This window comes from Halomonas daqiaonensis (genome assembly GCF_900109725.1).
Lineage (GTDB): Bacteria > Pseudomonadota > Gammaproteobacteria > Pseudomonadales > Halomonadaceae > Halomonas > Halomonas daqiaonensis.
Genome location: NZ_FOBC01000003.1, coordinates 25,143 through 44,038 on the forward strand (window position 1 = coordinate 25,143; position 18,896 = coordinate 44,038).

At 66.3% G+C, this 18,896-nt stretch carries 16 protein-coding genes and 1 tRNA gene; 7 read left to right on the plus strand and 10 right to left on the minus strand.

Annotated features, from left to right (window positions below):
• Nucleotides 1-123: 123 nt before the first annotated feature.
• Nucleotides 124-2,178: a carboxy terminal-processing peptidase gene (locus tag BMY30_RS02800; protein ID WP_089710391.1), complete on the minus strand. Its 2,055-nt coding sequence runs from the start codon at nt 2,176-2,178 to the stop codon at nt 124-126.
• Between the two features lie 140 nt (nt 2,179-2,318).
• On the opposite strand from BMY30_RS02800, the gene BMY30_RS02805 reads away from it, so the two are divergent.
• Nucleotides 2,319-3,617 (plus strand): M18 family aminopeptidase, encoded by a 1,299-nt coding sequence (locus BMY30_RS02805; RefSeq protein WP_089710394.1) that lies wholly within the window; start codon nt 2,319-2,321, stop codon nt 3,615-3,617.
• A 52-nt stretch (nt 3,618-3,669) separates the two neighbouring features.
• On the opposite strand, the gene BMY30_RS02810 is transcribed toward BMY30_RS02805, so the two are convergent.
• The 8 genes from BMY30_RS02810 to BMY30_RS02845 all read right to left on the minus strand — a co-directional run bounded on the left by BMY30_RS02810 (nt 3,670) and on the right by BMY30_RS02845 (nt 10,967).
• A tRNA-Met gene (locus tag BMY30_RS02810) sits at nt 3,670-3,746 on the minus strand.
• Between the two features lie 56 nt (nt 3,747-3,802).
• The gene (ychF, locus tag BMY30_RS02815; protein ID WP_089710396.1) at nt 3,803-4,894 is read right to left on the minus strand and encodes a redox-regulated ATPase YchF; all 1,092 of its coding nucleotides are present in this window, start codon (nt 4,892-4,894) and stop codon (nt 3,803-3,805) included.
• A 210-nt stretch (nt 4,895-5,104) separates the two neighbouring features.
• Nucleotides 5,105-5,695, minus strand: a complete 591-nt coding sequence (gene pth, locus BMY30_RS02820; protein WP_089710398.1) for an aminoacyl-tRNA hydrolase — start codon at nt 5,693-5,695, stop codon at nt 5,105-5,107.
• 161 nt (nt 5,696-5,856) lie between these two features.
• The gene (locus BMY30_RS02825; protein ID WP_089710400.1) at nt 5,857-6,528 is read right to left on the minus strand and encodes a 50S ribosomal protein L25/general stress protein Ctc; all 672 of its coding nucleotides are present in this window, start codon (nt 6,526-6,528) and stop codon (nt 5,857-5,859) included.
• Between the two features lie 127 nt (nt 6,529-6,655).
• Nucleotides 6,656-7,597: a ribose-phosphate pyrophosphokinase gene (locus BMY30_RS02830; protein WP_170840056.1), complete on the minus strand. Its 942-nt coding sequence runs from the start codon at nt 7,595-7,597 to the stop codon at nt 6,656-6,658.
• Nucleotides 7,598-7,659: 62 nt separating this feature from the next.
• Nucleotides 7,660-8,562 (minus strand): 4-(cytidine 5'-diphospho)-2-C-methyl-D-erythritol kinase, encoded by a 903-nt coding sequence (gene ispE / locus BMY30_RS02835; protein ID WP_089710404.1) that lies wholly within the window; start codon nt 8,560-8,562, stop codon nt 7,660-7,662.
• Between the two features lies 1 nt (nt 8,563).
• Nucleotides 8,564-9,175, minus strand: a complete 612-nt coding sequence (lolB, locus tag BMY30_RS02840) for a lipoprotein insertase outer membrane protein LolB (protein ID WP_244516106.1) — start codon at nt 9,173-9,175, stop codon at nt 8,564-8,566.
• 22 nt (nt 9,176-9,197) lie between these two features.
• Complete coding sequence (locus tag BMY30_RS02845; RefSeq protein WP_089710408.1) at nt 9,198-10,967, minus strand: tetratricopeptide repeat protein; 1,770 nt, start codon at nt 10,965-10,967, stop codon at nt 9,198-9,200.
• A gap of 202 nt (nt 10,968-11,169) precedes the next feature.
• On the opposite strand from BMY30_RS02845, the gene hemA reads away from it, so the two are divergent.
• The 5 genes from hemA (at nt 11,170) to BMY30_RS02870 (ending at nt 15,750) form a co-directional block, all read left to right on the plus strand.
• On the plus strand, nt 11,170-12,438 hold the full coding sequence (gene hemA, locus BMY30_RS02850) for a glutamyl-tRNA reductase (protein ID WP_089710410.1): 1,269 nt from the start codon (nt 11,170-11,172) through the stop codon (nt 12,436-12,438).
• Between the two features lie 9 nt (nt 12,439-12,447).
• Nucleotides 12,448-13,542, plus strand: a complete 1,095-nt coding sequence (gene prfA / locus BMY30_RS02855; RefSeq protein ID WP_089710412.1) for a peptide chain release factor 1 — start codon at nt 12,448-12,450, stop codon at nt 13,540-13,542.
• A complete protein-coding gene (gene prmC / locus BMY30_RS02860; RefSeq protein WP_089710415.1) occupies nt 13,539-14,411 on the plus strand; it encodes a peptide chain release factor N(5)-glutamine methyltransferase in 873 nt (290 codons plus the stop codon). The genes prfA and prmC overlap by 4 nt, the downstream gene beginning before the upstream one ends.
• Before the next feature lie 80 nt (nt 14,412-14,491).
• Nucleotides 14,492-14,992: an Lrp/AsnC ligand binding domain-containing protein gene (locus BMY30_RS02865; RefSeq protein ID WP_089710416.1), complete on the plus strand. Its 501-nt coding sequence runs from the start codon at nt 14,492-14,494 to the stop codon at nt 14,990-14,992.
• Nucleotides 14,993-15,000: 8 nt separating this feature from the next.
• Complete coding sequence (locus tag BMY30_RS02870) at nt 15,001-15,750, plus strand: HesA/MoeB/ThiF family protein (protein ID WP_089710418.1); 750 nt, start codon at nt 15,001-15,003, stop codon at nt 15,748-15,750.
• Nucleotides 15,751-15,815: 65 nt separating this feature from the next.
• On the opposite strand, the gene aptA is transcribed toward BMY30_RS02870, so the two are convergent.
• On the minus strand, nt 15,816-17,174 hold the full coding sequence (gene aptA / locus BMY30_RS02875; RefSeq protein ID WP_089710420.1) for an omega-aminotransferase AptA: 1,359 nt from the start codon (nt 17,172-17,174) through the stop codon (nt 15,816-15,818).
• Nucleotides 17,175-17,599: 425 nt separating this feature from the next.
• On the opposite strand from aptA, the gene BMY30_RS02880 reads away from it, so the two are divergent.
• The gene (locus BMY30_RS02880; protein ID WP_089710422.1) at nt 17,600-18,892 is read left to right on the plus strand and encodes an NAD(P)/FAD-dependent oxidoreductase; all 1,293 of its coding nucleotides are present in this window, start codon (nt 17,600-17,602) and stop codon (nt 18,890-18,892) included.
• Nucleotides 18,893-18,896 lie beyond the last annotated feature (4 nt).

Below are 18,896 nucleotides of genomic sequence, written 5' to 3' on the forward strand. Positions count from 1 at the left end.
GACCGTTGCTGTTACCCCCGAATCTGTTGGTCCCGCCAGTCGTTGCCGTGCGTCTGGCATGAATTTCGTTGGCGCCTTGTTGGGGCCAGGAGATAGCCGGGCCTTGGGGGCCCGGCGTCGCAGTCAGTTGCGTTCCGCGTAGTGCCAGGTGTCCTCGAGCTGGGTGTAGTCGAGCAGGATCTGGGCCGCCTCCAAGATCTGGGCGCGGTCGATCGGCTCCGCCCCTTCGCCGTCCTCTTCGTCGCGGGCATCGGCCCAATCTTCAAGCGGGTCCAGACCCAGGGCAAGACGCCGTTCGTTTTCGAGGGCGAGCCGTTCTGCCTCCTGGGCTTCCACCTCGCGCTGGCGCTGCTCGCGATTGAGGCTGACGCTGGTGTGCTGATCGCGAAGGCGGCTGACCAGTTCGGACTGCTGCTCGAGGTAGTGGAAGTTCGGGTGCTGTGCAGCACGCTCTTGATGGCGGCTGCGCAGTGTCTCGAGGTACTGGCGGGGCTCCCCGTAGGTGCGATATTGCACCTCGCGCACCGTATCCCATTCCAGCGCGTTGTCGAGGCTGCTCTCGCCGATCATTTCCGGGTCGATCAGGCTCGGGAAGCGGATGTCCGGCGCCACGCCACGGTGCTGGGTGCTTGCCCCGGAAATGCGGTAGAACTTGGCCCGGGTCAGCTTGATCTCGCCATGACTGAGCTCGTTGAGGGTCTGGACCGTGCCCTTGCCGAAAGTGTCGGTACCCACCACCAGGCCACGGCCATAGTCCTGAATGGCCCCGGCGAAGATCTCGGAGGCCGAGGCCGACAGACGGTTAACCAGCACGGCCAGGGGGCCGTCATAGAGGGTGCCGCTCTCGGTGTCGCCGTAGAGGTTGATGCGGCCGCGGGCGTCGCGGACCTGCACGGTGGGGCCGCGGTCGATGAACAGGCCGATCAACGAATTGGCTTCTTGCAGGGCGCCACCGCCGTTGTTGCGGAGGTCGAGCACGATGCCTTCGACACCCTCGTCCTTTAGTCGCTCAATTTCCTTGGCCACATCGCGAGTAGTGCTGCGGTAGTCCTCTTCACCGGCCTGCCAGGCATCAAAGTCGACGTAGAAGGTGGGGATCTCGATCACACCGAGGCGGTGAGTGCCGTCGTCGCGCTCGATCTCGATGACCTCGCCCTGGGCGGCCTGATCCTCTAGGTCCACGGTATCACGCGTGATGTCGATCACCTTGGAACGCGTCATGTCGACGGCCTGGGCGGGCACCACTTCGAGGCGAACCACCGAGCCCTTGGGGCCGCGAATCAGGTCGACCACGTCATCGAGGCGCATGCCTACCACGTTGACGATCTCCTCGCCTGCCTGGCCCACGCCGATGATGCGGTCGGCCGGCTGCAGGGCTCCGTCACGCTCGGCCGGGCCGCCCGGTACCAGGCTCGATACCTTGACGTACTCGCCGTCGGCCTGGAGCAGGGCGCCGATGCCCTCCAGCGAGAGACGCATCTGGATATCGAAGGACTCGCCCTGGCGTGGCGAGAGGTACCCGGTGTGCGGGTCGACGCTGCCGGTCACCGCGGCCATGAAGAGGCCGAAGACGTCCCCCTCGTTGGTCTGCCGCAGGCGAGACAGCTGCCCTTCGTAGCGCTGGCGCAGGTTGGTTTCCACCTGCTCGGCGTCCTGGTCGCTGATGGTGAGGGTCAGGGCGGCGTTCTTGAGCCGTTTCATCCACAGCTCATCCAGGGCCGCCTGCTGGCCGGCCCAGGGGACATCCTCACGTTCCAGTTCCAGGCGCTGGTCGCTGTCGAAGGCGAAATCGATACCCTCGTCGAGCCGCTCCAGCAGCCATTCGAAGCGCGATTCGGCGCGATCGTGATAGCGCTGATAGAGAGCAAAGGGACGTGTCAGGTCGCCTTCGAGCAGCGCCTCGTCCATGCCTGTCTCCAAGTCGCTGAAGGCGGCCACATCGCGGTCGAGCAGAAAGGCTCGCTGCCCATCGAGGACGTCCAGATAGCGCGAGAAGGCGCGCCCCGACCAGGCGTCGTCGAGACTGACATCTGCATAGTGGCCGTAGCGCAGCGACTCGGCCACTTCCGGGGCCACCTGGCGCTGGGCATCGCTCGGCTCGACGTCGGCCAGTGCCGACGTGGCGGCCAGCAGCACGGCCAGGACTGCTGAACGCCCAAGGGTGACTAACAGGCTCATCGATGAAGCACTCCCCGATTCGTGTACACTTACTGTTCAGGCTCCGACCCGGCTGACGCATTGCATGGACCGAATTAGGCAGTATATCAGCTTGATCGTGCCGCCAAGACCCCTGAAACGCCCCGCGATAGAGGAATTCCATGTCCCAGGATGCCCGACTCGAGCGCCTGCTCGACTTCCTGCGTCGATCTCCCACGCCCTGGCATGCCACGGCCAACATGGCCAGGCGGCTGGAGGAGGCCGGCTACCGGCGCCTCGAGGAGACCCGGGCCTGGCGACTGTCCCCCGGCGAGCGTGTCTACGTCACGCGTAATGACTCTTCGCTCATCGCCCTGCAGTTGCCCCATGAGCGGCTCACGGCGCTACGCTTGATCGGGGCCCATACCGACAGCCCTGGCCTGCGCCTCAAGCCCAACCCTGCCCAGAGCGCGGCGGGCTGGCTCCAGCTCGGCATCGAGGTCTATGGCGGCGCCCTGCTGGCACCCTGGTTCGACCGTGACCTGGGGCTGGCCGGGCGGGTGCACCTACGTCATGCCGATGGGCGCATCGAGGGCGTGCTGCTCGATGTCGATCGGCCGCTAGCGATCATCCCGAGTCTCGCGATCCACCTGGATCGCGAGGCCAACAACGGCCGTGCCATCAACGCCCAGACCGAAATGGCTCCGGTCTTCCTGCAGGGCGGGGAGCAGCCCGATCTCGAGCGTCTGCTCGAGCGCTGGGTCGCCGAGCAGCACGCTCTCGAGGACTTCGAGCTCCTCGACTTCGAGCTCGCCTTCCGCGACATGCAGCCGCCGGCCCGGGTCGGCGTCGACGGCGAGCTGATCGCCAGTGCCCGTCTCGATAACCTGCTCTCCTGCTTCATGGGTCTGGAGGCCCTGCTGGAGAGCGATGGTCGGCAGGGGGCGGTGCTGGTGGCCAACGACCACGAGGAGGTGGGCAGCGCCAGTGCCTGTGGTGCCCAGGGTCCCTTCCTCGGTGACGTATTGCGACGGGTGAGTGACCAGCTCGGCGAGGCAGGGGAGGAGGGCTTCATCCGCCTGATCCAGTCATCGCGGCTGATATCCTGCGACAACGCCCATGCCCTGCACCCCAACTTCCCGGACAAGCACGATGCCGCCCACGGCCCGCTGCTCAACGGCGGACCGGTGATCAAGGTCAACGCCAGTCAGCGCTATGCGACCAACAGCGCCACGGCGGCGTTGTTCCGGGATCTCTGCCGTGCGGCCGAGGTCCCGGTGCAGAGCTTCGTGACCCGCGCCGACATGGGCTGCGGCAGCACCATCGGCCCGATCACCGCCACCGAGCTCGGTGTGCCGACCCTGGACGTAGGCGTGCCCCAGTGGGCCATGCACTCGATCCGCGAGACCGCCGGCGCCCGGGATGTGGAGTATCTGACCCGCGTGCTTACCGCCTTCTTCGATCGCGCCGAGCTGGCCTAGAGGAAGAGGAAGACGAAAAACCCGGCGCCATAGGGCACCGGGTTTCGGTATCTGGTGGCTACGCCCTGATTTGAACAGGGGACCCCATCATTATGAGTGATGTGCTCTAACCAGCTGAGCTACGTAGCCGAACAACGGGGGCGAATTCTAGGGAGTTTGCACCCTTGGGTCAAGGCCTTGTGGCCTCAGACATTGAAGCGGAAGTGGATTACGTCGCCATCCTGGACGATGTATTCCTTGCCCTCAAGACGCCACTTGCCGGCATCCTTGGCGCCCTGCTCGCCACCCAGCGAGACGAAGTCGTCATAGGCGATGACCTCGGCGCGGATGAAACCCTTCTGGAAGTCGGTATGGATCACGCCGGCCGCCTCGGGGGCAGTGGCTCCCACCTTCACCGTCCAGGCTCGCACCTCCTTGGGGCCGGCGGTGAAGTAGGTCTGCAGGCCGAGCAGGGCGTAGCCTGCGCGGATCACCCGGTCGAGCCCCGGCTCTTCCATGCCCATCTCGTCGAGGAACATGGCGCGCTCCTCGTCCTCCAGCTCGGCGATCTCTGCCTCTATCTGGTTGCAAACCGGCACCACCACGGCGCCTTCCTCGGCGGCGATTTCGTTGACCACCTCGAGGTAGGGGTTGTCCGTAAAGCCGTCCTCGTTGACGTTGGCGATGTACATGGTGGGCTTGAGGGTCAGGAAGCCGAAGCTCTTGAGCTGGCGCTGCTCGTCGTCGTTCAGGCCGACGCTTCTCAGCGGCAGGCCCTCGGCCAGGTGAGGCTGGATGCGCTCGAGGATCGCCTTGGTGGCGATGGCGTCCTTGTCGCCGCCCTTGGCCACGCGAACCAGGCGCTGGATGGCACGCTCGACGGTGTCGAGATCGGCCAGCGCGAGCTCCATGTTGATGATCTCGATATCGGCACGCGGGTCGATCTGGTTGGCGACGTGAATCACGTTGTCGTTGTCGAAGCAGCGCACCACATGGGCGATGGCCTGGGTCTCGCGGATGTTGGCCAGGAACTTGTTGCCCAGTCCTTCACCCTTGGAGGCACCGGCCACCAGGCCCGCGATGTCGACGAACTCCATGGTGGTGGGAATCACCTTCTGCGGCTTGACGATCTCCGCCAGCTTGTCGAGGCGCGGGTCGGGCATGGGCACGATGCCCACGTTGGGCTCGATGGTGCAGAAGGGGAAGTTCTCGGCGTCGATGCCGGACTTGGTCAGCGCATTGAACAGCGTGGACTTGCCGACGTTGGGCAGGCCGACGATACCGCAGTTGAAACCCATGGAATTGTCCTGGAGAGCGAGTTCGGGAATGGAGAATGGCCGGTATTCTACGGAAGCGCGGAGCGCCAAGCTACAAGCGCCGAGCGGCCAAGCTGCGAAGCAACAAGCCGTCAATAATGCAGGTCGGATTCGGCCCCGGGCAGTGTCGTTCCGGCATGGCTGCCTGTCTTCGGCCGCTTATAGCTCAGCGGCCCTTGTAGCTCGGCGCTTTCAGCTCGGCGCTGTAAAACTGTGCAGCCGGTTCATGGCCTTCGCCCAGTCGCCGGCCATGGCCTGGGGCAGGGTGGCCAGGCATTCGTCGATGGCGTCATCGATGGCGGCAAGCTCCGCCTTGCCGGGACGGCCGAGCACGTAGTGGGTCACCTGGCGGCTGTCGCCGGGATGACCGATGCCGATGCGCAGCCGATGGAAGCCGTTGTCGCCGCCCAGTGCGCTGGTGATGTCGCGCAGGCCATTGTGTCCACCATGTCCCCCGCCTGTCTTGTAGCGCGCAGTGCCGGGCGGCATGTCGAGTTCGTCGTGGGCCACCAAGAGCTCGTCTGGGGCAAGTTTGAAGAACTGGCAAAGGGCCGCCACGGCACCGCCGCTGCGGTTCATGAAGGTGGTGGGCTCGAGTAGGTGCACTTCCTGGCCCCCCATCTGGACCTTGGCGTGCAGGCCCAGGAACTTCTTCTCTGGACGCAGCTCGTCGCCCGCCGCCCGGGCAACGGCCTGCACCAGCCAGGCACCGGCATTGTGGCGGGTGGCCGCGTAGTCGGCGCCGGGGTTGCCCAGTCCAATGATCGCCTTGACCTGGTTCATGTCGTGTCTCCAAAAAATCATCTGGAATGATTTTTGACGTCGCGTTAGCGGCGGTCTGGAGGATGGCCGCCAGGGATGGACGGCCACAAAAAAATCAAGCGCCGGGGCGCTTGATCGATGAAGGGAGGGGCCATGCTCGGCATGGCCCCGGACAGGCGCGATTACTCGGCGCTGTCTTTGCCTTCTTCACCTTCTTCGCCCTTGGCGGCTTCTTCGCCTTCTTCGCCTTCCTCGTCCTCTTCCGTTTCACGGATCTTGGGCTTGGAGATGCTCAGTATGGCGTTGTCATGATCCTCGCCATGGGTGAGCGCGACGATGGTGACACCGGCCGGCACGGTCAGGTCGGAAAGGTGCAGGGTGGTACCCAGTGCCACCTCGGTGATGTCGATCTCCAGGAAGTCGGGCAGATCCTTCGGCAGACAGCTGATCTCGACATCGTTGGCGAGCACGTGGAGCTCGCCACCTTCATCCTTGATGCCCGTGCACTTGTCCTCGCCCTCCACGTGCAGCGGTACGCGCATGGTGATCTCGTGGGTGGCATCGACCCGCAGGAAGTCGGCATGGGTGATCAGCGGCTTGTAGGGGTGACGCTGGAGATCACGCACCACCACCTGCTGGGCCTTGCCGTCCACCTGCAGGTTGATCAGGGAGGAGAAGAAGGCCTCGTCTTCAAGCGCCTTGTAGAAGCTGGTCTTGTCGACGGCGATGGGCTGCGGCGCCTGCTCGCCACCATAGATGATGGCCGGCACCTGTTCGTTCGCACGACGCAGGCGGCGGCTCGCACCTTTCCCCAGGTCGTTACGAACGCTGGCATTGAGTGTGTAATCGGACATGAAATTGCCTCTTTCTGGAAGTAAGGAAGGCGCCGTGGCCCGCGACCAGACCACGGCGTTTCCGGGAGCCCCGCAGGGCATGTGTCCCGCGCCTCGTACCACCGAGCGAATCTCGATGGACTCGCGTTCAGTGGAACATGGCGCTGACGGATTCCTCGTTGCTGACCCGGCGGATCGCTTCGGCGATCAGGCCGGCGACGCTGAGCTGGCGGATCTTGCCGCTGCGCCGCGCGATCTTGGAGAGGGGGATGGTGTCGGTCACCACCACCTCGTCGAGCACCGATTCGGTGATGTTGTCCACCGCCGGCCCCGACAGGATCGGGTGGGTGGCGTAGGCGACCACGCGACGGGCACCTCGGGCCTTGAGGGCCTCGCCGGCCTTACACAGGGTACCGGCGGTGTCGATCATGTCATCTACCACCACGCAGGTGCGGTTCTCGATCTCGCCGATGATGTGCATCACCTGGGCCTGGTTGGCCGAGGGGCGACGCTTGTCGATGATCGCCAGGTCGGCGTTGAGCTGCTTGGCGATGGCGCGAGCGCGCACCACGCCGCCGACATCCGGCGATACCACTACCAGATCGTCGTAGTTCTGGCGCTCGATGTCGTCGAGCAGGATCGGCGAGCCGTAGACGTTGTCCACCGGCACGTCGAAGAAGCCCTGGATCTGGTCGGCATGCAGGTCCATGGTCATGACGCGGTCGACGCCGGCCTTGACCATCATGTCGGCGACGATCTTGGCCGAGATGGGCACGCGTGCGGAACGCACGCGGCGGTCCTGACGGGCGTAGCCGAAGTAGGGCACCACCGCAGTGATCCGGGTAGCGGAAGCCCGGCGCAGGGCGTCCACCATCAGGATCAGCTCCATCAGGTTGTCATTGGTCGGTGCACAGGTGGACTGCAGGATGAACACATCCTTGCCGCGCACGTTCTCGTTGATCTCGACCGCGACTTCGCCGTCGCTGAACTGGCCGACCGTGGCATTGCCCAGGTAGGTGTCCAGACTCTCGGCGACCTTTCGGGCGAGTTCGGGATTGGCATTCCCGGCGAAAACCATCAATTTTGACACGCGCAGCCACCTTTGCTGTGTAGGGTCTTCAGGGATTCGGGTCGATGGTTGTTCCGGGACGTTCAGGGATGCCTCGTCGCCTTGGGCGGTGAGGGGCATCGACCCAGCGCAACATGAAGAGGTGAGCGATTCAGGCCGCATGCCTTGAAGGCTTGCCAGCCCTCGGGAACCTCGACCAGGAGTTGCTCGGCCTGCGCTTCGCTGCCAAGCCGGCCAAACACGCAGGCACCGGTGCCGGTCAGCATGGCCGCCGCTCGGCTCGCCAGCCAGTCGAGAGCATGCGCCACCTCGGGATACAGTGTCCGAACGGTGGGCTCGCAATCGTTGCTCCAGCTCGCCGCTCCTCCCTGCAATGCGCGCGCCATGGTAATCGGGGGGGTGTGGCGTGTCAATTGCGGCGCCTTGAACACCGCCGAGGTAGAGACCGTCACGCCAGGGTGGATCACCACGAACCAGGGGGTGTCGAGCGCGACTGGGGTGAGGCGTTCGCCGATCCCCTCGGCCCAGGCGGAGCGGCCGTGCACGAACACCGGCACATCGGCTCCCAGGGTCAGGCCCAGCTCGGCCAGGCGTTCCAGTGATAGCCCTATTCCCCAGATGGTGTCTAGGCCGAGCAGGGTGGTGGCGGCATCCGAGCTGCCACCCCCCAGCCCTCCGCCCAGCGGCAAGCGCTTGTCGAGATGGATGTCCGCCCCCAGACGACAGTCGCTCTCGGCCTGCAGCAGGCGGGCGGCACGCACGATCAGGTTGTCCTCGGGCTCCACTCCGGGCAGGTGGGGAAGGAGGCGGATCTCGCCGTCCTCGCGGGCGCGCAGCGTCAGGGTGTCGCCGACGTCGAGGAACTGGAACAACGTCTGCAGCTCGTGGTATCCATCTGGCCGGCGGCGGATGATGTGCAGCATTCGATTGAGCTTGGCCGGCGCCGGCAATACCAGCGCCTCGCCAAGGGGGATGGTCGAGGGCATGTCAGTCGTCTAGGGTCGGACGCCATTCGGTGACCACCAGGGTGACCCGCAAGTCGTCGTAGGTCATTACCAGGCGCCTGGGCAGCCAGAGGTCGACGACGCGCTCCCAGTCGCGGTATTCGATTTCCCAGCCATCCTGCTCGAGGCGAAGGGGAAAGCCCAGATCGTCCTCTACCAGCCGATAGGCGCTGTTGTCCGCCGGCAGGCCGCGGATCCAGTCGGAGAGCGCGCTGACCGGGAGCGACCAGCCCAACTGCTGCTCCATCAGCGCCTCCGGAGTCTCGGCTTCGAAGCGTCCCTCGCCGGTTGTCAGCGAGAAGCGCCCCTCGCGTCCCTCCAGGGTGCTGCGTCCGCTGCCGAAGGGCCCGCTGATCAGCAGCCGATAGTAGTGGGGATGCTGGCTCCAGTCCAGGTTGGCGCTGGTGGACTCCTCGGGGGTGCGCAGGCCGACCTTGCCGACCAGTACCCAGGTGTCGAGTTCGGCCAGGCGCCCGGCCTGGGCCTGCCACTGGCCCGCGGCACGCTCTCCCTCGGGAGCTGGCGCCCGGCCGGCGCAGCCGGCCAGCAGGGCCAGGACAAACAGGGGGATCAGCAGTCGCGGCAGGGTGGTCATGGTGAGTTCCATTCCTCAGGGGTCAGTCGTCACGTCCGGGAGCGTCGAGCTCAGGGTATCGTTGCAGCAGTTCGTCGATCAGCGGACGTTTCTCGAAGCGCTGCCGGACTTCCTCGAGCAGGGCGCGTGCACGCTCCTCCTCGCCCAGTGCCCAGAGCACCTCGATCAGGTGTGCGGCAATCTCCTGGTCGGGCATGGCCGACCAGGCCCGCTCGAGCCAGGGCAGGGCCTCCTCGGGGTCGCCCTGTCGATAGCGGACCCAGCCCATGCTGTCGAGGATGGCCGGGTTGCCGGGCTCCAGTGCATGGGCCCGCTCGATCAGTTCACGCGCCTCCTCCAGGCGGCCCTCGAGATCGGCATCGGCGAGGGTATAGCCCAAGGCGTTCAGGGCATTGGCGTTGTCCAGGTCGTTCTCGATGATATGACGAAGGTCGGCTTCCATGGCCGCAAGGTCGTCGTCGGCAAAGGCGCGCATGGCCCGCTGGTAGAGAAGCTGTTCGTCGTCGGGGTGCTGCGAGAGCTCGCTGTCGAGCAGGGCATCGGCCTGGTCGTCGAGACCGGCCTCATCGAGCAGTTCGACCTCCAGGGAGACCAGCTCGCTGCGGTAGGCCTCGTGACGCAGCCGCTCTAGGCGGAGGAAGGTGCGCGCGTCGAGCAGGCGGTCATTCTCGATCAGCATCCGGGCCGCGCCCAGGCGGGCGGTCAGGAACTGCTCGCCTTCTCCCACCTGGCGGTAATAGAGAAGGGCGTTGTCCACCTCGCCCTCTTCCTCGGCGATGGCGCCAAGCAGCAGGAAGGCCAGTGGTGGCGCCTCGTCGTCACTGACCAGGGGGAGCAGCAGGCGGCGCGCCGGGGGCAGGTATTCTTCCTCCAGGAACAGCCGCGCCAGGCCCAGGCGCAGTTCGGCATCATCGCCATGGTCGTCGAGCAGGGCGTTGATGGTGGCCTCGGCGGCCTCGATGCCGCCCAACTGTATCTCGGCGCGAGCCAGCAGCAGCATCAGGCGTGGATCACCTGGCGCCACTTCCAGGCCGCGTCGCGCCGCCGATCGTGCCTGGGCGGGGTTATCGGCTTGGAGGGCCAGGCGAGCGCGAATCTGCCAAAGTTCGGGTAGTTCGGGGGCCTCCCGGGCCAGTTGTGCAAGGCGCTGCTCGGCGGCCGCGCGCTCACCGGCGGCGGCTTCCAGCAGGGCGGTGGCCAGTTCGCTGTCGTGGCGTGTCTGCTTGCCTCTAGCGGCCAGGTGCTCGCGCATCATGGCCAGCAGCGGCGCCGGGTCGACACCGGCCTCGAGGGCGCTCTCCACGAAGCCTATCAGCTCCTCTTCGGCGCCACGCCTGATGGCGGCCAGGCGTTGTTGCAGGGCATCGTCCCAGTCACCGCGCTGGATGGCGAGGCTGGCGAGCAGGCGCGCCGGGTTGTCGCTCTGGGGGGCCAGGGCCTGCCAGCGCTGTGCGGCGTCCTCGAGCAGTTGGGTATCCTCGCTGAAGCGGGCGGCCAGGGTGGCGCGCTCGGCGAGAGCCGCGGAGTCATAGCGCTCGGCGACGTCGAGAAATCCGCGGGTGGCACGCGTATAGTCCCCGCGCTGTCCTGCCAGTTCGGCGACCAGCAGGCCGGAGAGACTGTCGGCATCCAGGCCGCGGGTAACCGCCGGCGCACCCGCCATCGGGTCTGCGGCGGGTGCGGCGGTCGAAGCGCCCCCCGGCAGGCCTTGACAGCCAGCGAGCAGTATCGCCAGCGCCAGCGGCACCAGGGGGATGCGATGAGTTATTCGGGAGAGCGTTCCGCGGGGCATGCGCGTCTCGAGCCGGAGGAAGAGTGGTCAGCATAACGGCTCGCCTTCCCCGGGCAAAGCATGATCCCGATCACGGAATGTCATGGCACCCCGAGCGGGCGGCCTGTGGTAGAATGCGGCGCTTCGAGGATGGGCGGACCGTGTCACCGGACATTACCCCTGCGCCCCTACCGGAACCACGACTCGCGAAGATGCCGAACGCATGACGCTTCTTGCCCTGGGAATCAACCACCGGACCGCCACCGTCGAGGTGCGTGAGCAGGTCGCCTTCTCGCCGACACAGCTTGAGGCGGCACTGGCCGAGCTGCGTGCCTTGCCGGAGGTGCGCGAGGCGGCGGTCCTCTCCACCTGCAACCGCACCGAGCTTTACTGCGTCACCGAGGCCGTCGGCGAGCGCGAGATCCTCGACTGGCTGGGCCGTTTCCATGGGTTGAAGGTGGAGGACCTCTCTCGATGTGCCTACCACTTCCACGAGAATGAGGCGGCCCGCCACCTGATGCGGGTGGCTGTAGGACTGGACTCCATGGTGCTGGGCGAGCCGCAGATCCTCGGCCAGCTCAAGGAGGCCTACCAGGCGGCCCGCCGGTCCCATGGCCTGGGCGGCGAGCTGGAGTGCCTGTTCCAGAACACCTTCGCCGTGGCCAAGCAGGTGCGCACCGAGACGGGCATCGGTCGCAACCCGGTGTCGGTGGCCTATGCAGCGGTGAGCCTGGCCAGCCGCATCTTCGGTGACTTCACCCGCTCGCGGGCGCTGCTGATCGGCGCCGGCGAGACCATCGAGCTGGTGGCGCGCCACCTCCACGAGGCCGGCGTCCGGCAGCTCACCGTGGCCAACCGTACCCGCGAGCGGGCCGAGGCCCTCTCCGGCCCGCTGGGCGGTAAGGCGATCACCCTCGATGCGATCCCCGAGGCGCTGGTCGAGGCCGACATCGTGATCTCCTCCACCGCCGCCCCCCTGCCGATCCTTGGCAAGGGCATGGTCGAGCGGGCGCTGAAGAAGCGCCGCCACCGCCCAGTCTTCATGGTCGACATCGCCGTGCCCCGGGACATCGAGCCCGAGGTGGGTGAGCTCAGTGATGTCTTCCTCTACACCGTCGATGACCTCCAGGAAGTCATCGAGGAGAATCGAAGGCATCGTCAGGTGGCTGCCGACCAGGCCGAGTCGCTGATCGAGCACGGCGTGGGCAACTGGCAGCACGAGCGGCGTATCCGCAGCGGCGGCGAGCTGATCCGCGACGTGCGTGCCCGTGGCGAGGCCATGCGCGACCTCTCCGAGCAGCAGGCAATGGCGCGCCTGGCCCGGGGTGAGGACCCCGAGCTGGTGATCCGGCGCCTGGCCCACCAACTGACCAATCGGCTGATGCATCGTCCCACCGTGGCGATGCGCGAGGCGGCCTCCCGGGATCGTCGCGACCTGTTGGAGGCCGCCACCGCCCTGCTGCTGGATGAATCCACCGACCACTCCCGATAGGATGCGCCGATGAAAGCCACCCTGCGCCAGCGCCTCGATGCCTTCGTCGAGCGCTTCGAGGAGCTTTCCGCCCTGCTGGCGGAGCCCGAGGTGATCAGCGACCAGACCCGCTTCCGCGACTATTCGCGGGAATATGCCGAGCTCGAACCCCTGGTGGAGGCCTGGCGTGAGTATCGCGGCGTGGAGGCCGACATCGCCTCCGCCGAGCAGCTCCTCGACGATGCCGATGCCGAGATGCGTGAGCTGGCAGAGCTCGAGCGGGGTGATGGGCGTGACAGGCTCGAGGCCCTCGAGATCCGACTCAAGCAGTTGCTGGTGCCTAGGGACCCCGATGATCGACGCAACGTCTTCCTCGAGATTCGCGCCGGTACCGGCGGGGATGAGGCGGCGCTGTTCGCCGGTGACCTTTTTCGCATGTACGCCCGTTACGCCGAGCAGCATAGCTGGAAGGTGGAGGTCGTCAGTGCCAGCCATGGCGAGCAGGGCGGCTACAAGGAGATCATCTCGCGGGTCAAGGGCGATGGGGTCTATGCACGGCTCAAGTTCGAGTCCGGGGCCCACCGGGTGCAGCGCGTGCCGGCCACCGAGTCCCAGGGGCGCATCCATACCTCTGCCTGCACGGTGGCGGTGATGCCCGAGGCCGATGAGGTAGGCGACATTGACATCGATTCGAACGACCTGCGTGTGGACACCTTCCGCTCCAGCGGTGCCGGCGGCCAGCACGTCAACACCACCGACTCCGCCATCCGCATCACCCACCTGCCCAGCGGCGTGGTGGTGGAGTGTCAGGAGGAGCGCAGTCAGCACAAGAATCGCGCCAAGGCGATGTCGCTGCTCGCCGCTCGGCTCAAGCAGTCGGCCGTGGCCAGCCAGCGCCAGCAGCAGGCCGATGCCCGGCGTTCCCTGGTAGGCTCCGGCGATCGCAGCGAGCGCATTCGTACCTACAATTTCCCCCAGGGCCGGGTCACCGATCACCGCATCAACCTGACGCTCTACAAGCTGGCCGAGGTGGTCGGCGGCGAGCAGCTCGATGACGTGATTGAGCCGCTGATCCACGAGTACCAGGCCGAGCAGCTGGCGGCCCTGCAGCAGGACGCCGGATGACACTCGATGCCCTGCTGGCGCGGGCCGCCCGGCGTCTCTTTGATGTCGGTTCCCCGAGCGCAAGGCTCGATGCCGAGGTGCTGCTCTGCCATGTGCTGGGCGTCGATCGCACCTGGCTCTATACCTGGGGCGACCGCGAGGTGCCGATCCTCGAGCGGGCCCTCTTCGAGGCGCTCCTGGCGGCGCGAGCTTCGGGGCAGCCGGTGGCCTACCTGACCGGTGAGCGCGAGTTCTGGGGGCTGCCGCTGGCCACCTCGCGACACACGCTGATTCCTCGCCCCGATACCGAGCGGCTGGTCGAGGCGGCCTTGGCCCATGGCGCATCGGACCAGGGTCGGCTGTTGGATCTCGGTACCGGCACCGGAGCCATCGCCTTGGCGTTTGCCAGCGAGCGGCCCGGCTGGTCGGTGGTCGGCATCGACCTTAGCCCGGAGTCGGTGACCCTGGCCCGTCACAATGCCGAACGGCTCGTCATCGACAACGTCGACTTCCGCCGCGGGGACTGGTTCACGGCCTTGAACGTCGAGAGCGAACAGAGCGACGAGAACGGCGGTGAGCGCTTTGACCTCATCGTCTCGAACCCACCCTATATCGCCGAGGATGACCCCCACCTGAAGCGAGGTGATGTGCGCTTCGAACCGCACAGCGCCCTGGTGGCGGCCGAGCTGGGCCTGGCCGACTTGCGCCACCTGGTGGGCGAAGCCCGCGCCCACCTCGTGCCCGGCGGCTGGCTGCTGCTCGAGCATGGCCATGGTCAGGGAGCGGCGGTGCGTGAGGCCCTCGCTGCGGCGGGCTATGTGGATGTTTCGACCCTGCGCGATCTCGGCGGCAATGACCGCATCAGCCTGGGGCGTCACCTTGAGGCTTGAAGGCAGGACTGGAGAGGGGCGGTGGTGATGTGGTACATCTTGGTCAATAAATCATCCCACCTCTCGTCGCCTTTGCCTTCATGAAGCCCAAGACACGCTCCCTCGACCGCATCGACCGCAAGATCCTGCGCTGCCTGCAAGATAACGCCCGCATCTCCTATGTCGACTTGGCCTCCCGGGTCGGACTCTCCACCACGCCCTGCCTGGAGCGCGTCAAGCGCCTGGAGCGCGAAGGTATCATTCGCGGCTATAAAGCGCTGCTCGACCCTCGGGCGCTCAAGGCCAACCTGCTGGTGTTCGTCGAGATCAGCCTGGAGACTCAGTCACCGGCGGTATTCGACGAATTCCGTCGCGCCGTGGCCGAGTTGCCGCAGATCCAGGAGTGCCACCTGGTCTCGGGGCAGTTCGATTACATCCTCAAGTGCCGGATTCCCGAGATGTCCGCCTACCGCCAGCTGCTCGGCGACGTGGTGCTGACCCTGCCCGGCGTGAAGGAGTCCAAGAGCTACGTGGTGATGGAGGAGGTCAAGGAGGACTTCAGCCTCCACGTGCCCGACATCGAGGAGTTCGACGAGAAGTGAGCCCAGCCATGGATGATCATGCCCTGCTACGTTATAGCCGTCAGATCATGCTCGACCAGGTTGATATCGAGGGCCAGGAGCGGTTGCTGGCCGGTCACGCCCTGGTGATCGGCGCCGGCGGGCTGGGCTCGCCGGTGGCCCTCTATCTGGCGGCGGCGGGCATGGGCCGGTTGACCCTGGCCGATGCCGATGAAGTCGAGCTCTCCAATCTTCAACGCCAGATCGCCCACGCCACCGTCGATCTCGGTCGCAACAAGGCCGAGTCGGCCCGGGAGGCGGCCCTCGCCCTGAACCCCAGCTGCATGATCCGGGCGCTCAGCGACCATCTCGACGGCGAGGCGCTGGCGCGGTCGGTCGCCGAGGCGGACGTGGTGCTTGATTGCACTGATCGCTTCTCCAGCCGCTATGCCATCAACGCCGCCTGCCACACGGCGCAAGTGCCGTTGGTTTCGGGGGCGGCGATCCGTTTTTCCGGCCAGCTTGCCGTCTTCGATCCCCGTGACCCCGAGTCTCCCTGCTATGCCTGCCTCTATCCGCCGGGCGAGGAAGGTGGCGAGGCACTCAGCTGCGCCGAGAGCGGCGTGGTGGCGCCGCTGGTGGGGCTGATCGGCAGCTTCCAGGCGCTGGAGGCGATCAAGCTGGTCAGCGGCGCCGGCACGCCCCATCGTGGGCTCTCCACCTTCGACGGCCTCGGCGGGCAGTGGCGTCACTTTAGGGTGCCACGCGACCCCGCCTGTCCGGTCTGCGGCTCCTTCTGACGTCCCGACTGAGGCTCTGGCTGAAGTGCTGCCAGAGCAGTGCCCCGCTAGCACAGGGCGTCGGATCACTCCAGCCGGTCCAGGGTCGTGGCCACGGCATCGAAGAGCCGCTCCAGTTCCGCCTCCGTGCTGGCGAAGGGCGGGCCGAATTGCAGGGTGTCGCCGCCGTAGCGTACATAGAAACCCGCCTCCCAGAGCGCCAGATGGGCATCCCGAGGCCGGATGGTCGGATCGCCGTCGCGGGGGGCGAGCTGCACGGCCCCGGCCAGGCCGTGGTTGCGGATATCGACCACGTGAGGGCGCCCCCTGAGGGCATGGAGTTTTTCCTCGAATGCTGGGGCGATGGCCCGTACCTGGCTGGGGAAGTCCTCGCGCTCGAAAAGGTCCAGTGTCGCCAGCCCTGCGGCGCACGCCACGGGGTGGGCGCTGTAGGTATAGCCGTGGGGGAATTCTATGGCATGGGACGGCCCGCCACCCGCCATGAAGGTGTCGAAGATCTCTCGGGAGGCGATTACGGCCCCCATGGGCACCGCGCCGTTGGTGAGCTGCTTGGCCACGTTCATGATGTCCGGCGTGACCCCGAAGGCCTCGGCCCCGGTTCGGGCCCCGGCGCGACCGAAGGCGGTGATCACCTCGTCGAAGATCAGCAGGATGTCGTGGTCGGAGCAGATCTCGCGCAGCCGCTCCAGATAGCCTCTGGGCGGTACGATGACCCCCGCCGAACCGGACATGGGCTCGACGATTACCGCGGCGATGCTGGAGGCGTCGTGCAGGGCGATCTGGTCGAGCAGGGCGTCGGCGAGCTCAGCGCCGCTTTCTGCCTGGCCGCGGGTGAAGGCAAGTGCCGGCTGGAGGGTGTGGGGCAGGTGGCTGACGTCCAGCAGTTGGCCGTAATGCTTGCGGTTGCCGCCGATACCGCCGAGGCTGGTGCCGCCCACATTGACGCCGTGGTAGCCCTTGGCGCGACCGACCAGCCGGGTCTTTTCCGGTCGCCCCTGGAGACGCCAGTAGGCGCGTGCCATCTTCACTGCGGTATCGGCGGACTCTGAGCCGGAGCCGGTGAAGAAGACATGGTCCAGCCCTGGGGGCGTCAGTGCCGCCACCCGTTCGGCCAGCTCGAAGGCCAGCGGATGGGCGACCTGGAAGCCAGGGGCATAATCCAGCCGACCCAACTGGCCCGCCACCGCCTGCTGGATCTCGACGCGGTTGTGGCCGGCGCCGCAGGTCCAGAGCCCGGAGAGAGAATCGAACAGTCGCCGTCCGCGGTCGTCGATAAAGAAGCGCCCCTCGGCGGCCGTGATCATCCGCGGATGGGCATGAAAGTCGCGGTTGGCGCTGAACGGCATCCAGTAGTGGTGATTGAGCGGGCTAGCTCCCTTGCCGTTCTCGACGGCATGGGGAGCAGGGGGTGTCGACGCCGTCATGACGGTCTCCTCGATCGGAACGTGGTCCTCTCTAACCTACCAGCACGTTGACGAAAGGGCGTCCTGCCGGCTCTTGTATCAGTGAGCTCTGACGTGAATGCAAGGACGCTGCTATCGTGTCGCTCGGGTAAGTGATGGTGATTAATTGACGAAGCGTGTCCGGTTTTCCGGATCCCGGTCTCCATCTTCAATCTTCCGATATTCGCTATCTTTTTCCTTCAGAACAAGTTTCTTGGTCGATTGCGGGAAATTGTCGATCTGTAATGAAGAGAGACTGGCACTCCTGAAGGTATTAAATACTTGACAGCCGTTGCAGTGCTGGTGTCAAACTGAGGTTGCCTGCTCAGGGCTCTGTCACCGAGCAGGTGTTCCAACAACTGTTACAAAACAACCAGCGCACCGCGCATCACAGACAGGTGTCTCGCATGACGACTCCGCCACCGCTGGAGCAGCCCGCTTCCTGGTATCGCGATTCCATCGCCGTCGAGCTCGGTGACTGTCCTCCGCTCGAGGGTGAGGTGCGGGCCGATGTCTGCGTGGTCGGCGGCGGTATTACCGGCTGCTCGGCGGCGCTCCACCTGGCCGAACGGGGTTACTCGGTGGTATTGCTGGAGGCCGGGGAGATCGGGCAAGGTGCCTCCGGTCGCAGCGGGGGGCAGATCCTTCCCGGCCTGGGCACCGACATCAGCACCGTGGAGAAGGCCCTGGGCCGGGAGCGGGCCCGCGATATCTGGGAGATGAGTCGCGAGGCGGTGCGCCTGACCGCCGAACTGGTCGAGCGCCATGCGATTCCCTGTGACCTGGCCTGGGGCTATCTGCATGCCGCGGTCAAGCGGCGCCATGTGCGTGAGCTCGAGGCGTTCCGCGAGCGCATGGCGCGCGACTATGACTATCCGGCGCTTACCATGCTGAAGGGAGATACCCTGCGCGAGCACGTGGTGACCGATGTCTACCCGGCGGCCCTGCATGACGCCGAGGGCGGCCACCTGCACCCCCTCAACTATACCCTGGGCCTGGCCCGTGCGGCACAACGCGCCGGGGTGGCGCTCCATGCGCGAAGTGCTGCCCTGGAGGTTCGCCGTGGCCAGCCGGCCAGCGTGCTCACCGCCGGTGGCCGAGTGACCGCCGACTTCGTGGTGCTGGGCACCAACGCCTACCAGGCGGGCCTGATGCCCGAACTCTCCGGTCGTATCATGCGCGCCGCCAACTACATGATTGCCACCGAGCCGCTTTCCGCCGAGCGGGCGGCCCGAGTGCTGCCCCGTAACGATGCCCTTTCCGATGCCAACTTCGTGCTCGACTACTACCGGCTCTCGGCCGACAGGCGCCTCATCTATGGCGGCGAGGTCAGCTACGATGGCCGTGAACCGCGGGGCCTCGAGGCGCGCATGGATGCCAAGATCGCGCGGATCTTTCCGGTGCTCGAGGGCGTGCGCATCGACTACCGCTGGGGCGGGGACGTGGCCATCACCCTCGACCGGGCACCGGATTTCGGTCGGGTGGGCAGCAACGTCTACTACGCCCAGGGCTATTCCGGGCACGGCATGGCCCTGTCGGGTCTGGCCGGTAAGTTGCTGGCCGAGACCATCGCCGGTCAGAGCGAGCGCTTCGATGTCTTTGCCGCCATGCCCCATCGCCACTTCCCGGGCGGGCGGCGGCTGCGCAAGCCACTGCTGGTGCTGGCCACCCACTTCTACAAGCTGCGGGACCGGCTATGAACCG

Coding starts and splice junctions, on each gene's coding strand:
- BMY30_RS02825 (WP_089710400.1), bottom strand. CDS start 6,528: ATGTCCGATTACACACTCAATGCCAGCGTTCGTAACGACCTGGGGAAA.
- BMY30_RS02800 (WP_089710391.1), bottom strand. CDS start 2,178: ATGAGCCTGTTAGTCACCCTTGGGCGTTCAGCAGTCCTGGCCGTGCTG.
- BMY30_RS02805 (WP_089710394.1), top strand. CDS start 2,319: ATGTCCCAGGATGCCCGACTCGAGCGCCTGCTCGACTTCCTGCGTCGA.
- BMY30_RS02880 (WP_089710422.1), top strand. CDS start 17,600: ATGACGACTCCGCCACCGCTGGAGCAGCCCGCTTCCTGGTATCGCGAT.
- BMY30_RS02870 (WP_089710418.1), top strand. CDS start 15,001: ATGGATGATCATGCCCTGCTACGTTATAGCCGTCAGATCATGCTCGAC.
- aptA (WP_089710420.1), bottom strand. CDS start 17,174: ATGACGGCGTCGACACCCCCTGCTCCCCATGCCGTCGAGAACGGCAAG.
- hemA (WP_089710410.1), top strand. CDS start 11,170: ATGACGCTTCTTGCCCTGGGAATCAACCACCGGACCGCCACCGTCGAG.
- BMY30_RS02865 (WP_089710416.1), top strand. CDS start 14,492: ATGAAGCCCAAGACACGCTCCCTCGACCGCATCGACCGCAAGATCCTG.
- lolB (WP_244516106.1), bottom strand. CDS start 9,175: ATGACCACCCTGCCGCGACTGCTGATCCCCCTGTTTGTCCTGGCCCTG.
- prfA (WP_089710412.1), top strand. CDS start 12,448: ATGAAAGCCACCCTGCGCCAGCGCCTCGATGCCTTCGTCGAGCGCTTC.
- ychF (WP_089710396.1), bottom strand. CDS start 4,894: ATGGGTTTCAACTGCGGTATCGTCGGCCTGCCCAACGTCGGCAAGTCC.
- pth (WP_089710398.1), bottom strand. CDS start 5,695: ATGAACCAGGTCAAGGCGATCATTGGACTGGGCAACCCCGGCGCCGAC.
- ispE (WP_089710404.1), bottom strand. CDS start 8,562: ATGCCCTCGACCATCCCCCTTGGCGAGGCGCTGGTATTGCCGGCGCCG.
- prmC (WP_089710415.1), top strand. CDS start 13,539: ATGACACTCGATGCCCTGCTGGCGCGGGCCGCCCGGCGTCTCTTTGAT.
- BMY30_RS02845 (WP_089710408.1), bottom strand. CDS start 10,967: ATGCCCCGCGGAACGCTCTCCCGAATAACTCATCGCATCCCCCTGGTG.